Here is a 13,341-nt window from a genome sequence, read left to right as displayed (position 1 = left end):
CCTGATTACAGCACTCGCCACCCACGGGTGGCACAGCGCCGCAGGGCGCGGGAGGGCGCGTACCGCTCCTCGCCGTAGGAATGCCGCATTCCGTCCAGGAGGGAGCAGAGCCAGTCCGCCCCCAACTGCTCCAGCCAGTCGAACGGCCCGGCCGGGTAGTTCACCCCCAGCCGCATCGCCAGGTCGATGTCGGCCGGGGTGGCGACGCCACGGGCCGCGGCGTCGGCGGCGATGTCCACGATCATCGCGACGGTACGGGCGACGATCATCCCCGGCACGTCCTCCACGAGGCTGACCTGCGCACCCATCGCCTGGAGGAGGCCGACCGCCTCCCGCACGTCCTGGTCGGTCGCCGCCGCCGAGGCCGCCAGCGCGAGCCTGGTGGCGGTGCGGTAGTCCAGCGCCAGGTCGACGTGGAGGCGCCGGCCGCCCGCCGGGAGGTGGTCGTCGGCCGCTCGGCCGTCGGTCAGCGCGAGCACCGCGCCGGACGGCAGCTCCACCCGTCCCGGCGCGTCCCCCGGCTCGGACGTGACCTTCACGCCCGCCTCCTCCAGGAGTTGCGGCCAGCTCGCGGCGGGGGCGGGCAGGATGCCGTGGACGGTGACGGCGGTGGGCGCCGGCTCCCGCGGAGCGGTGCGGGGAGGCGGCACGGCGGCACCGGCGGCCGAGCCGTCCGCAGCCGCCTCGAACCATCCACTCCCGGCCTTCCGGCCCAGCCTGCCCGCCTCCACGAGCCGGCGCTGGGCCAGCGAGGGCGTGAACTTGGGGCTGTGGAAGAACGCCTCCCACACCGACCGCGTCACCGCCTCGTTGACGTCCTGGCCGATGAGGTCGGTCAGTTCGAAGGGGCCCATCCGGAACCCGGCCGCCTCCCGCAGCACGGCGTCGACGGTGGCCGGTTCGGCCGCCCGCTCCTCGTGGAGGCGGAAACCCTCGGCGTAGAACGGCCGGGCCACGCGGTTGACCACGAACCCGGGGGTGTCCGCACACCGCACCGGCGTCTTCCCCCAGGCGGCGACGGTGTCGAAGGCGGTGGTGGCGGTGGCCTCGCCGGTGGCGGGAGAGCGGACCACCTCCACCAGCGGCAGGAGCGGGGCGGGGTTGAAGAAGTGCAGGCCCACACAGCGTCCGGGCACCCGCACCGCACCGGCGACGGAGGTGACCGACAGGGAGGAGGTGTTGGTCGCCAGCAGGCACCGTTCGTCGACGACGTCCTCCAGGGCGGCCAGGAGCTGCTGCTTGACGGTCAGGTCCTCGGCCACCGCCTCGATGACGAGTGCGGAGCCGGCGAGGTCGGCCGGCTCGGCCACCGGGCGGAGCCGGGCCAGGTGGGCGTCCCGCTCGCTCGCGGTCAGGCGACCCTTGACCACCAGCCGGTCCAGCCGCGCCGCCACCTCCTGCACGGCTGCGGCCGCCGCCCCCGGCGCGCTGTCGTACACCGTCACCGGATGGCCCGCGACCAGGGCGACCTGGGCGATCCCCCGGCCCATCGTCCCCGCACCGACCACCGCCACCGCGCTGTCCACCGTGAGAGCCGTCATGCCGCGCATCCTGCCGCAGAGGTTTTCCACAGGTCCACCCCGCACCCTCTTGCCCCGACCGATCGTTCGGTTACTCTGAAGCAAGTCGCCTCACGGTGTCACCGGCCCGGCCGAGAGCACCGCAGGGGTTACCGGCCGTCCGACGTGCCCGCGCCCGCCGCCACGCCTCCGTCGGCCCGACCGAGCTGCACCGGACCTGCTGAGGAGTTGATGACCGATGGCCACCGCCCCCGCCCACACCGCACTCGTCGACCGGCACCGCCCCACCCTGGACGCGGCCCTGGAGGCGATCCGCAGTCGCGCCTACTGGAGCCCGCACCCCGAACACCCCAAGGCCTACGGGGAGGAGGCGGCGCAGCAGGGACGGGCCGCCTTCGAGAGCATCCTGGGCCACCGCATCGACCTGCCGCAGCCGGGCACCGACGACTGGGTGGGCGAGGAGGTGTCGCCCTACGGCCTCACCCTGGGGGTCACCTACCCCCATCCCGACCCCGACGTCCTGCTGCCGGCGATGCGCGCGGTCCTCCCCGCCTGGCGCGACGCCGGACCGGAGCTGAGGGCAGCGGTGTGCCTGGAGGTCCTCGCCCGCATCAACGCCCGCAGTCACGAGTTCGCCCACGCGGTCATGCACACCACCGGCCAGGCCTACCCGATGGCCTTCCAGGCCGGCGGCCCCCACGCCCAGGACCGTGCCCTGGAGGCGGTGGCGTACGCCTACGCCGAGCAGACCCGCACCCCCGAGCGCGCCGAATGGCACAAACCCCAGGGCCGGCGCGAGCCTCTGGAACTCGTCAACACCTTCACCGCCGTACCGCGGGGCGTCTCCCTCCTCATCGGGTGCAACACCTTCCCCACCTGGAACGGCTACCCGGGCCTCTTCGCCTCCCTGGCCACCGGCAACCCGGTGCTGGTCAAGCCGCACCCCCGCGCCGTCCTGCCGCTGGCCCTGACCGTCCAGACCGTGCGCGAGGTGCTGGGCGAGGCCGGCTTCGACCCCGACCTCGTCTGCCTGGCGGTCGACCGCCCCGGCGAGGGCCTGGCGAAGGAGCTCGCGCTCCGGCCCGAGGTCCGCATCATCGACTACACCGGTTCGACGGCCTTCGGGAACTGGCTGGAGACCCACGCCCACCAGGCCCGCGTCCACACCGAGAAGGCGGGCGTCAACACTGTCGTGGTGGACTCCACGGCCGACTACGCCGGCATGCTGGCCAACCTCGCCTTCTCCCTGTCCCTGTACAGCGGCCAGATGTGCACCACCCCGCAGAACCTCCTCATCCCGAGGACGGGCATCACCACCGACCAGGGCCCGAAGTCCTACGACGAGGTGGTGACCGACCTTGCCGGCGCCGTGACGCGCCTGCTCTCCGACGACGCGCGCGCGGTCGGCCTGCTCGGTGCTGTCGTCAATCCCGGTGTGAGCGAGCGGTTGGCGGCGGCACCACAACTGGGCGAGGTGGCTCTGGCCTCCCGCGCGGTGACGCATCCCCAGTTCCCCGAGGCCACGGTCCGCACCCCGCTGATCGTCAAGGTCGACGGTGCCACCGAGGAGACCGACCCCGCCCACCTGCGCGAGTGGTTCGGGCCGATCTCCTTCGCGGTCGCGGTGGACTCCACCAAGGACGCCGTCGAACTCCTGCTGCGGACCGTGCGGGAAGCCGGGGCGATGACGGTGGGCGCCCACACCACCTCGCCCGAGGTCGAGGCCATGGTGGAGGCTGCCTGCCGGGAGGAGTGCGCCCAGCTCTCGCTGAACCTGACCGGCGGCGTGTACGTGAACCAGACCGCGGCCTTCGCCGACTTCCACGGCACCGGCGGCAACCCGGCCGCGGACTCCGCCCTGTGTGACGCCGCGTACGTAGCGGACCGCTTCCGGACGGTACAGGTGCGCAGGCCGGCGTAGGGCAGGCCCGGCAGCGCCCTGGCCACCGCTGAGACTCCGCCGACTCGCCGGGAACCGGCGGGAACCCGGGGGAGCCCCTCAGGGGACGCCGGGACGGCTGCCGGGTCACCGGGGCCGGGCGCCTCAGGGGCAGGCCGGCGGGTGCCTCACGGGGCGGGCCCCAGGGCCGCAGGACTCGCCGGGCAACTGCCTCAGGCGCCGGAGATGTGGGCGTGGCGGCTGATCCAGGCGTGCATGGCGATCGCTGCGGCAGCTCCCGCGTTGATCGACCGGGTGGAGCCGAACTGGGCGATGGAGCACACCAGCGAGGCGTGGCGACGCGCCTCCTCGGTGAGCCCCGGCCCTTCCTGGCCAAAGAGCAGCACACAGCGCCGGGGCAGGGGCGTGGTCTCCAGCGGGACCGCACCGGGCAGGTTGTCGATGCCGATGATCGGCAGCCCCTCCGCGGCGGCCCAGGCGGTGAGCTGCGCGGTGTCGGGGTGGTGGCGGACGTGCTGGTACCGGTCGGTGACCATGGCTCCCCGACGGTTCCAGCGCCGGCGCCCCACGATGTGCACCTCCTTGGCCAGGAAGGCGTTGGCGGTGCGGACCACGCTGCCGATGTTGAAGTCGTGTCCCCAGTTCTCCACCGCCACGTGGAAGTCGTGCCGCCTGGTGTCCAGGTCGGCGACGATGGCCTCCCGCTTCCAGTAGCGGTAGCCGTCCACGACGTTGCGCCGGTCCCCGGCGGCGAGGAGCTCGGGGTCGTACCGCGCGTCCTCGGGCCACGGCTCGGGGTGGGGCCCCACCCCGACCTCCGTGGCGAAGCCCTCGTCGTACTGGGCTGGCAGCCCCGAACCGTCGTCGACGGGCAACGGTGGCGGCGCACCGGTACGGGAGGCCGCCACGTCGTCCGCCGGACCGCCCGGTACCGGGGTCTCCTCTGTGCTCATCCGACGAGGGTAAGCGGGCAGACCGTCCCCACACCGGCCGCCCTCCTCCACGCCGGCCGGTCAGCCCACCGTGACGCCGGGCTCCGGGGGCGGAGCTCAGCCGAGTCACCCCGCGGCTGCCGTGTCCTCGGCCGGGGCCGGCAGTCCCTTGGCTCCACCGGGCACCGGCCCCGCCGCGTCCGTTGCGCCGGTCCGGTCAGGGCCCCTCCCCGTCCGGCCGCCATCGAGCCCGGCTCCGCCGCTGCCGTACCGCTTGCCGAGAGCGGCCACCCGCCGGCCCACGGCACGCAGGAACGAGGTCGGCAGGAAGACGGCGTCTGCGGTGATCATCGCGAGCGAGAAGAAGGGCAGCCCCAGCAGGACCGCGATGGAGAGGTGCTCGCAGATCATGCCGACCAAAAGCACGTTCTTCAGCCGGCGGTTGAAGACGGTGAAGGGGAAGGCGACCTGCACGACCACCGTGCCGTAGGTGATCAGCATCATTATGGTGCCGTGGCCCGCCAGGAGGTGGGAGAGCTCCGGCCAGGGCGAGAAGTAGTGCAGGTTCATCGGGTAGTAGACCGCTGTGCCGTCCTGCCAGCGACCGCCCTGGATCTTGTACCAGCCCGCCGTGGCGTAGATCAGGCAGACCTCCACCATGATCACCAGCAGCGCACCGTTGTGGATCAGCCGGGTGAGGACCTCCAGCAGCGGGCGCAGCTCCCCGGAACGCCGCCTGGCCACCCACCACAGGCCGTGGGCAGCCCACATTCCCCAGAACGCCAGGCTCCAGCCCACCAGCGGCAGGGGCCCGTCGTGGAACCAGTACAACCCGTAGGCCCCGCCCACCTGGGCCACCAGGAGCACCAGGCCGGAGAGCGACCAGAGCGCCACCCCCACACCGTCGCGACCGGGGGGCGCGGCTGCGGCCCGGCGGGCCCGCCGGGCGTCCAGCGACCAGACCTGCCCGCACCGGGTCATCACGAGGTAGAGGGACATGATGTGCAGGACGTTGTCGCCGCCGTCGCCGAGCAGGATGCTCCGGTTGAGCAGCGAGAGCACACCCACCATGAAGAGGACGGACATCGTCCGGGTCCGCCAGCCGACCAGCAACAGGGCAGCGGCGATCACGGCGAGCCCGTAGACGAGGTTGAACCACACCTCCCCGTCCGACCACATCAGCACCGAGAAGGAGTGGTTGGTCGCCAGGAGTTGATGGGCGAGTTCCGCGTCGAAGGGCCCTCGGGGTCCGTAGAGCTCTTCACGGTGCGGCCACTCGCGCAGGAGGAAGCACAGCCAGGTCAACGCGAACCCGATGCGGATGACGGCCGTCTGGTACGGGGCGAACGCCACCGCCGTCACCTTGCGGAAGCCGTGTCCGAGGGCCTTCTCCAGGCGCGTCTCGACGACGACCTCGGGTGCGGCTCCGGGAGCGCCCGCCGGGGCACCGCCCGCTGCCGGCTGGGCGGAGCGGGACATGTCAGGAGGAGTCACTTGTCGGTCGCCCCCTCGGGCAGGTCGTCGGCCCTGATGTTCCACCACGGCACCTCGCGGTACACCGGCTTGAGGTCGATCCGCTCCGAACTCCAGGGCGGCGGCGGCACGGCGATGGTCTTGGACCGGAACTGGACCTGTTCGACCCGACCCTGCCGCACCCACTGGTCGCTCATGCGCAGCATCGCCAGGCGCCGCAGGAACCGCTCGGACATCACACCACGCTGGCCCGTCGGCTGGTTCTGGTCGTTGTGCGAGCCGAGGAAGACCTCCCAGGCACGCCGCAACTCGTTCTGGCTGGCGTGCGAGGGGAAGGGGTTGTGGTGGATCGCCGCGCCGTCCTGGGCGGTCAGGTCGGTCCATGCGGTGACGGTCGTGCCGCCGTCCCCGCCACCCGACCGGGGACGGACCCTGGCACGCACCTCGACGTCGATGTTCTGCTGCACCGGGTTGGGCGCGAACAGCTTCCAGTTCTGCTCGTACTCCGGGTACACGTAGTCGTACACAGCCTGGCTGTGCTGCTTGCTGACCGTGTTGGCCGGCGCGACGTGGAGGAACACCATGGCCAGGTGCACGAGCACGGTCAACGCGACCACGCACGCCACCACCACGGCGACCGCGCGGGCCGGCGCCGACAGTGCGGAGACCTGCACGTCGACCTCTCCGGGCACCAGGGAGCCTTCGCCGGGGGGCACGGGCGGCCGGCCCGGCAGTACGGGCACGTCCTCCGGGGCGCGCTGACCCGGCAGCGCAGGCCGGCCGTCACGGGACCCTCCGTGCGCCTTCTCGGGCGGCAGGGGGGAGCGGCGTCCGCCGGCCGAAGCGGTCACCTCCGGGGCGTCGGGCCCGGCGGGCGCCGTCGGCCCCGCCTCTCCCGTCGCGCCCCGCGGTCCGGCCTCCGCCGGGTCGGTCCGGCGCGGGGGGAGCTCCGGCCCTGCGCTCTCCTCCGAGGCGCCGGCGAGCCCGTGCCGCCCGGCTGCCGCCGTCGGTGTCCCGTCTCCCGTGGTGGTCGACGCCGGGCCCTCTCGCCCCGCTGCCGGCCCAGGACGGGCACCTTCCCCGTCTGACCCCATCTCCCGCCCCGTTCTGAGAACCATGCGGACCCTCTCCGCGAGGCGAACGGTACCGACCCGGCCCTGCCCGCGCAGCCTCCCCCCGAGTTGTCCACAGGCTTGACACCCGCCCCGGACCACCTCAACATGGAACCGAACGATCGGTCGGTCGGGAGAGGGGGCAGTCATGACGACGACCATGCCGGGGCCCGAGGCCCTCGCCGCCGGGTTCGACGCGGCCATCGCCGAGGACGTCCGCATCGAACCCAGGGACTGGATGCCCGACGCCTACCGAGCGGGGCTGGTCCGCCAGATCGCGCAGCATGCGCACTCGGAGATCATCGGCATGCAGCCGGAGGCCAACTGGATCACCCGGGCCCCCTCGCTGCGCCGCAAGGCGATCCTCATCGCCAAGGTCCAGGACGAGGCGGGCCACGGCCTCTACCTCTACGGCGCCGCCGAGACGCTGGGAGTGGCCAGGGAAGAACTCCTGAGCAAGCTCCACTCCGGCCGCCAGAGGTACTCCTCGATCTTCAACTACCCGACGCTGACCTGGGCCGACGTCGGCGCCATCGGGTGGCTGGTCGACGGCGCCGCCATCACCAACCAGGTGCCGCTCTGCCGCTGCTCCTACGGGCCGTACGCGCGGGCGATGGTCCGTATCTGCAAGGAGGAGTCGTTCCACCAGCGGCAGGGCTACGAACTCCTCCTCGCTCTCAGCCGCGGCACCTCCGCCCAGCACGCCATGGCCCAGGACGCGGTGGACCGCTGGTGGTGGCCGTCCCTGATGATGTTCGGCCCGCCTGACGAGGCATCGGCCCACTCCGCACAGTCGATGGCCTGGAAGATCAAGCGCCACTCCAACGACGAACTGCGTCAGCGCTTCGTGGACATCTGCGTACCGCAGGCCGAGTCACTCGGCCTCACCCTCCCCGACCCGGACCTGGTCTGGAACGAGCAGCGCGGTCACTACGACTTCGGTGCCATCGACTGGGAGGAGTTCCGCGAGGTACTGGGCGGCAACGGCCCCTGCAACACCGACCGCCTCGCCCGTCGGCGCTCAGCTCACGAGGACGGCGCCTGGGTACGCGAGGCAGCCGCCGCACACGCGGCCAGGCACGCCGGTGAAGACCCGGCGGCCCGGCGACGTGACCTCATCGAGGAGACCTCAGCATGAGCGATTCCGGCACCTCACCGCTGTGGGAGGTCTTCGTCCGCCCCCGGCGCGGCCTCGCCCACACCCATGCCGGCAGCCTGCACGCCCCCGACGCCGCCATGGCCCTGCATCACGCACGCGACCTGTACACCCGGCGCGGTGAGGGGGTGTCGATCTGGGTGGTGCCCTCCACCGCCGTCACCGCGGCCTCCCCGGACGAGAAGGACTCCTTCTTCGACCCCGCGGCCGACAAGGCCTACCGCCACCCGACCTTCTACGAGGTCCCGGAAGGGGTGCGGCACCTGTGACCGGAACCTCCGCTCCCGCCACGGGGGCCCCGCAGGCGCCGCCCGGCACCACCGCCCCCGGCGCTCCGGCCCCTCTCACCACCGTTCTGCCGCAGGACCACCCCCTCCGCCCCGCGGCGCTCGCCCTGGGAGACGACGCCCTCGTCCTCTCCCACCGCCTCGCGGAATGGGCCGGACGCGCGCCGGTCCTGGAGGAGGAGGTCGCCCTGGCCAACATCGCGCTGGACCTCCTCGGCCAGGCCCGGTACCTGCTCTCCCTCATCGACGACGAGGACGCACTCGCCTACCTCCGCGAGGAACGCGACTTCCGCAACGTCCAACTCGTCGAGCAGCCGGGCGGCGACTTCGCGCACACCATGGCCCGGCAGCTCTACTTCTCCGTCTACCAGGAGCTGCTGTACACCGAACTCGCCACCGGCCCCGCCCCGCTGTGTGACCTGGCCGCGAAGGCCGTCAAGGAGTGCGCCTACCACCGGGCCCACGCCGAGCTGTGGACACTGCGCCTGGGCGACGGCACCGCTGAGAGCCACACCCGGATGCAGCGGGCCCTGGACGCCCTGTGGCGCTACACCGGTGAACTCTTCGCTCCGCTGCCCGCTCTCGACGTCGACTTCGAACGGCTCCAGGCCCTCTGGCGGACCAGACTGACCGAGATCCTGGAGCGCGCCACCCTCACCCTCCCGCAGGGCTCCGCCCACGGTGCCTGGCGAGCGGGAGCAGGACGACAGGGACTGCACACGGAGCCGTTCGGCCGGATGCTCGCCGAGATGCAGCACCTGCACCGCAGCCACCCGGGGGCGACATGGTGACCAAGGGCGGAGCGGTCCACCTGCCCGGCGAGACCGCTCCGGACCACACAGCCCCACCGCCTTCCCTAGCTTCCTCCAGCCTCAGCCCGGACCAACCCGGTGACCGCCCGACACCGCTGGAGGAACACCTGCGGAGGTGGGCGGGACAGGTCGCCGACCCCGAACTGCCCTTCCTCACCCTCACTGACCTCGGCGTACTCACCGACGTCACGATCGACCCCGCGGGCGCGGTCACGGTCTCCCTCACCCCGACCTACACCGGCTGCCCGGCAGTCGAGGCGATGGCCGACGACATCCGCCGGACACTACGGGCCCACGGAGTGCAGGACGCCCGGGTCACCACCGTCCTCAGCCCCCCATGGACGACGGACCGCATCACCGAGGAGGGCCGGCGCAAACTGGCCGAAGCCGGAATCGCACCACCCCGTCCCACGGGCCGCACAAGCCACTGCCCCGCAGGCGCCACACCTTCAGGTACCTCTACGTCCCCGGGACCCGTGCCCGTGGACCTGGCCGTGCGCTGCCCGCAGTGCGGGTCCACCCGGACCACGCTGCTGAGCCGGTTCTCCTCGACGGCATGCAAGGCGCTGCGGCGCTGCGAGGAGTGCCGCGAACCCTTCGACCACTTCAAGGAGTTGTGATGTTCCACCGGCTCCGGGTCTCGCAGGTCGAACATCTCACGGACGACGCGGTGGCCATCACTCTCGACGTCCCACCAGAGCTCCGCACCACCTTCCGGCACCTTCCGGGCCAGCACGTGACCCTGCGCAGGCCCCCCACCCCGCTCCAGGACACCTCTGAGCGCGCCGCCGAGCAGCCGCCCCTCCCACCGCCCCCGGAAGCGCTACCGGTCGAGACTGGCACCGCGCACCAGCGGGCCGGCTCAACCCCTCCCCCCGGCGCCACCGTGCCGCAACGGCCGAACGACCCCTTCCACCCTCCCCGGCCTTCCGGCACGGTGTCGACGAGCCTGGTGGAGGCTGCCATCGGGACCGCCGGCCCCGGCACCACAGCAGACACCGTCACGCGCACCGCGCAGGACGGGCCCGACACCATCAGCGGCTCCGCCCCAGCCCTAGCCGTGGCCGCGCCCCTGCCGGCGGGGTACACCGCCCCTCGGGCCGCGGACGAGGTCACCCGTCCGCTGGCTCCCGAGGTGCGGCGCACCTACTCGGTCTGCTGCCCGCCCTCTCCGGGCACGACCTTGCGGGTGGGGGTCCGGCAGGTGGTGGGCGGCGAGTTCTCGACCTACGCGGTCAAGGAGCTGGCGGTCGGCGACCTTCTCGACGTCATGGCTCCCACCGGCCGTTTCGTGCTGCCACCGCAACCGGGGCACTTCGCCGCAGTCGTGGGCGGCAGCGGCATCACCCCCGTGCTGTCGATGGCCACCACCCTCCTCGCAGAGGAGCCGTCAGCCCGCTTCACCCTGGTCCGCAGCGACCGCAGCAGCGACTCGGCCATGTTCCTGGAGGAGGTCGCCGAGCTGAAGGACCGTTACCCCGACCGCTTCCACCTCGTGCACGTCCTGACCCGCGAGGAACTCCAGGCCGGTCCGGTCTCCGGGCGACTGGACGAGGCGAGGCTCACTACCCTGCTGCCCGCCCTGCTGACGGTCTCGGCGGTCGACGGCTGGTACCTCTGCGGCCCCCTCGGACTGGTCCGGTCCTCCACCTCCGCACTGCTCGGCCTCGGTGTACCCAGGCATCTCGTGCACCAGGAGATCTTCCACGCGGAAGAGACGGACACCGACCCGGCCACAGGCCGAGCCACGGACACAGACACCACCGGCGCCCCTTCGCGAGAAAACCGTGGCGCACCGTCCTCGACGCCAGCGCCCTCGACGCCACTCGACGCGACACTGACCGGCACCCTCCACGGGCGCTCGGGCACCTGGTCCTCGGGCCGGTCCGAGACGGTGCTGGAGACAGTGCTGCGCCACCGGCCGGACGCCCCGTACGCCTGCCGGGGCGGTGTCTGCGGCACCTGCCGGGCTCTGCTGGTCGACGGCGAGGTCCACATGGCCCGGGACTTCGCGTTGGAACCCGGCGAGGTATCAGCCGGGTACGTCCTGACCTGCCAGTCCCGCCCGGTGACGGCCCACGTGGAGGTCGACTTCGACCGCTGACAAGGTCACCAGGACGACGACCGGAGAGCCCCGGACAGCACGGAGTTCCAAGGCCCCGGCCACGCGCCACACGCCACAGTGCCAAGCTCCGGGTGGCCCGGGGCCTCCCGGGCCCCAGAAAGGCTTCCGGCGGTCCCACGGCAGCAGCGGACCCAACCCCGCCCGGGCCAGGACCACCAAGCCCACCCGGGCCCGGACCACCCGGGTCCGGACCACCAAGCCCGCCGGCCCCGGACCACCAGGACCATCGGGCCGCCGGCTCCGTCGGATCACCGAGCCCATCAGGCCGCCGGCCACCCCAGCCACCTACCCGACGGCCGCAAGCCGCCCGGGCACGCCCACGGGGCCGGTCCATGCCCCGGCCGCTGCGCTCAGACGACTGCGCCCGGCTTGCCCTCGCCGGTCGTCACGGGACGGCCGGCCGCTTCCCAGGCCTGCATGCCGCCGCTGACGTTGACCGCGTCGACGCCTTGCTGGAGGAGGTACTGCGCGACCTGGGCCGAGCGTCCGCCGACCCGGCACAGGACGTAAACGGGGGCGCCCTCCGGCGCCTTCTCGACCAGTTCGCCGTACCGCGCGACGAACTCGCTCATCGGAATGTGCAGCGCACCCTCGGCGTGGCCGGCCTCCCACTCGTCGTCCTCCCGCACGTCGAGCAGGAAGTCGTCGGCGGAGAGGGCATCGACGGTGACCGAAGGCAGAGAACCCATAGACATGCCTCCGAAGCTACCCGAAGACGGCCCTTCCGCCGGTCCGCGCACCCCGCCCAGTCCTACGGCGCTCCCGCCGGCGCCCGGACCGAGCCACCCACCCGCGCGGGATCGGCCAGGCCAAACAGTCGGGCCCGGTCCCGCACTCACCTGAACCCGGGCACCAGCTGGGCTCCGCGGGCCGGGGCAGTGACCGGCACCGGGCCAGTGACCAGCCCCGGGCCAGTGACCGGCTCCGGGGCCCAACGGCCTCGGGAAGGGCGGAAAGGAGCCGGGGAGGGAAAGGGCTGTCCACCCCGCACCGCCCCCACCAGAAGGGCTTCAGGCCGCCGGCAGCCCTAACCGGCCAGCGCCGCCAGTTCCGCCTCACGCTGCGCGAGCTCGGCCTCCAGCTTCTCGGCGATCTCCGCGAGCAAGGCGTCCGGGTCGTCGGGGGCCAGCCTCAGCATGGAACCGATGGCGCTCTCCTCCAGCTCGGTTGCCACCGCCGCAAGCATCTCCTTCCGCTCGGCCAGCCACTCCAACCGCGCGTAGAGCTCCTCGGCACGGCTGAGACGCCTCTCCTGCGGAGCGGGGCCTGCCTCCCACTCCTCCGTGAGCTTCTGGAGTTCGGCCTCGTCCCCCAACGCGTAGGCGGCGTTGACGCGGGCAATGAACTCGTCCCGCCGGGTCCGCTCGGTCTCGTCGGACGCGAGGTCCGGATGGGCTTTGCGCACCAGTTCCCGGTAGATGCGCCGCGCCTCGTCGCTCGGCCTGACCTTCCGCGGGGGCCGCACGGGCTGGTCGGTCAACATGGCCTGCGCCTCGGGGAACAGCCCCTCCGGTCCCATCCAGCCGTCGAAGAGTTCCTCCACGCGCGGCATGGGCTGCACCATGGCGCGCGCCTCCTGGGCCCGCCGCACGTCCTCCGGGTCACCGCTGCGCGCGGCGATCGCTTCGGCGATGCGGGCCTGCAACTCGTCCAGCCGGGCGTACATCGGTCCCAGCCGCTGGTGGTGGAGGCGGGAGAAGTTGTCCACCTCCACCCGGAAGGTCTCCACCGCGATCTCGAACTCGATCAGCGCCTGCTCCGCGGCGAGCACCGCCTGAGCCAGCCGGGAGGTGGCCGCGTCCTCTCCCTCCGCGCCCCTCTCCCCGGCTGTGTCCCTCTCCCCGGCTGCGTCCCCGCCCCCCGCGGATCCCCCGGGGGGAACGGCCCCGTCGCCACCGGGCGGGGCGGTCGCCACGCGGTCCTCGTCCCGGCCAGCTTCCGCGGCCCCGGCCACGTCGCCGACCCCCTCGGCCAGGTCGCCCCCGGCCCGCCCGTCTTCGGCCCCGTCCCCTTCCGACCGGTCA

The 13,341-nt window shown here is 72.8% G+C and carries 12 protein-coding genes; 6 read left to right on the top strand and 6 right to left on the bottom strand.

The features are described from left to right. Positions 1-5 precede the first annotated feature (5 nt). Positions 6-1,541, bottom strand: a complete 1,536-nt coding sequence (locus tag ACFV3R_RS01980; protein ID WP_385573653.1) for a 3-hydroxyacyl-CoA dehydrogenase — start codon at positions 1,539-1,541, stop codon at positions 6-8. Between the two features lie 217 nt (positions 1,542-1,758). Here ACFV3R_RS01980 and paaN point away from each other — a divergent pair, with 217 nt between their 5' ends. Further along, positions 1,759-3,441, top strand: coding sequence for a phenylacetic acid degradation protein PaaN (gene paaN / locus ACFV3R_RS01975; RefSeq protein ID WP_385573650.1), 1,683 nt, complete (start codon positions 1,759-1,761; stop codon positions 3,439-3,441). A 191-nt stretch (positions 3,442-3,632) separates the two neighbouring features. On the opposite strand, the gene ACFV3R_RS01970 is transcribed toward paaN, so the two are convergent. The 3 genes from ACFV3R_RS01970 to ACFV3R_RS01960 form a co-directional block, all read right to left on the bottom strand. Beyond that, a complete protein-coding gene (locus tag ACFV3R_RS01970; RefSeq protein WP_385573646.1) occupies positions 3,633-4,373 on the bottom strand; it encodes a TrmH family RNA methyltransferase in 741 nt (246 codons plus the stop codon). A gap of 105 nt (positions 4,374-4,478) precedes the next feature. Beyond that, entirely contained in the window at positions 4,479-5,831 is a 1,353-nt protein-coding gene (locus ACFV3R_RS01965) for an HTTM domain-containing protein (RefSeq protein WP_385573643.1), read from the bottom strand. An 11-nt stretch (positions 5,832-5,842) separates the two neighbouring features. Next, positions 5,843-6,517: a DUF5819 family protein gene (locus ACFV3R_RS01960; protein WP_385573638.1), complete on the bottom strand. Its 675-nt coding sequence runs from the start codon at positions 6,515-6,517 to the stop codon at positions 5,843-5,845. 568 nt (positions 6,518-7,085) lie between these two features. Between ACFV3R_RS01960 and paaA the strand changes: the two genes are divergently transcribed. The 5 genes from paaA (at position 7,086) to ACFV3R_RS01935 (ending at position 11,296) form a co-directional block, all read left to right on the top strand. After that, a complete protein-coding gene (paaA, locus tag ACFV3R_RS01955; protein WP_385573633.1) occupies positions 7,086-8,075 on the top strand; it encodes a 1,2-phenylacetyl-CoA epoxidase subunit PaaA in 990 nt (329 codons plus the stop codon). Next, positions 8,072-8,362: a 1,2-phenylacetyl-CoA epoxidase subunit PaaB gene (gene paaB / locus ACFV3R_RS01950; protein WP_385573630.1), complete on the top strand. Its 291-nt coding sequence runs from the start codon at positions 8,072-8,074 to the stop codon at positions 8,360-8,362. Before paaA ends, paaB begins: the two co-directional genes overlap by 4 nt. Continuing rightward, positions 8,359-9,171, top strand: a complete 813-nt coding sequence (gene paaC, locus ACFV3R_RS01945; protein ID WP_385573627.1) for a 1,2-phenylacetyl-CoA epoxidase subunit PaaC — start codon at positions 8,359-8,361, stop codon at positions 9,169-9,171. The genes paaB and paaC overlap by 4 nt, the downstream gene beginning before the upstream one ends. Next, the gene (paaD, locus tag ACFV3R_RS01940; RefSeq protein ID WP_385573623.1) at positions 9,165-9,812 is read left to right on the top strand and encodes a 1,2-phenylacetyl-CoA epoxidase subunit PaaD; all 648 of its coding nucleotides are present in this window, start codon (positions 9,165-9,167) and stop codon (positions 9,810-9,812) included. The genes paaC and paaD overlap by 7 nt, the downstream gene beginning before the upstream one ends. 452 nt (positions 9,813-10,264) lie before the next feature. Then, positions 10,265-11,296, top strand: a complete 1,032-nt coding sequence (locus ACFV3R_RS01935; protein WP_385574249.1) for a 2Fe-2S iron-sulfur cluster-binding protein — start codon at positions 10,265-10,267, stop codon at positions 11,294-11,296. Between the two features lie 371 nt (positions 11,297-11,667). On the opposite strand, the gene ACFV3R_RS01930 is transcribed toward ACFV3R_RS01935, so the two are convergent. Together ACFV3R_RS01930 and ACFV3R_RS01925 are read right to left on the bottom strand one after the other, a co-directional pair. Beyond that, positions 11,668-12,012 (bottom strand): rhodanese-like domain-containing protein, encoded by a 345-nt coding sequence (locus ACFV3R_RS01930; protein WP_385573620.1) that lies wholly within the window; start codon positions 12,010-12,012, stop codon positions 11,668-11,670. A 332-nt stretch (positions 12,013-12,344) separates the two neighbouring features. Further along, the gene (locus ACFV3R_RS01925; RefSeq protein WP_385574246.1) at positions 12,345-13,271 is read right to left on the bottom strand and encodes a hypothetical protein; all 927 of its coding nucleotides are present in this window, start codon (positions 13,269-13,271) and stop codon (positions 12,345-12,347) included. Positions 13,272-13,341: the final 70 nt, after the last annotated feature.

The organism is Streptomyces sp. NPDC059740 (assembly GCF_042733155.1).
Taxonomy (GTDB): domain Bacteria; phylum Actinomycetota; class Actinomycetes; order Streptomycetales; family Streptomycetaceae; genus Streptomyces.
The sequence above is the reverse complement of the archived record's forward strand: the minus strand, read 5'-3'. Positions and strand labels throughout refer to the sequence as shown.

Coding starts and splice junctions, on each gene's coding strand:
- paaN (WP_385573650.1), top strand. CDS start 1,759: ATGGCCACCGCCCCCGCCCACACCGCACTCGTCGACCGGCACCGCCCC.
- ACFV3R_RS01970 (WP_385573646.1), bottom strand. CDS start 4,373: ATGAGCACAGAGGAGACCCCGGTACCGGGCGGTCCGGCGGACGACGTG.
- ACFV3R_RS01930 (WP_385573620.1), bottom strand. CDS start 12,012: ATGTCTATGGGTTCTCTGCCTTCGGTCACCGTCGATGCCCTCTCCGCC.
- paaB (WP_385573630.1), top strand. CDS start 8,072: ATGAGCGATTCCGGCACCTCACCGCTGTGGGAGGTCTTCGTCCGCCCC.
- paaA (WP_385573633.1), top strand. CDS start 7,086: ATGACGACGACCATGCCGGGGCCCGAGGCCCTCGCCGCCGGGTTCGAC.
- paaD (WP_385573623.1), top strand. CDS start 9,165: ATGGTGACCAAGGGCGGAGCGGTCCACCTGCCCGGCGAGACCGCTCCG.
- ACFV3R_RS01980 (WP_385573653.1), bottom strand. CDS start 1,541: ATGACGGCTCTCACGGTGGACAGCGCGGTGGCGGTGGTCGGTGCGGGG.
- ACFV3R_RS01965 (WP_385573643.1), bottom strand. CDS start 5,831: ATGTCCCGCTCCGCCCAGCCGGCAGCGGGCGGTGCCCCGGCGGGCGCT.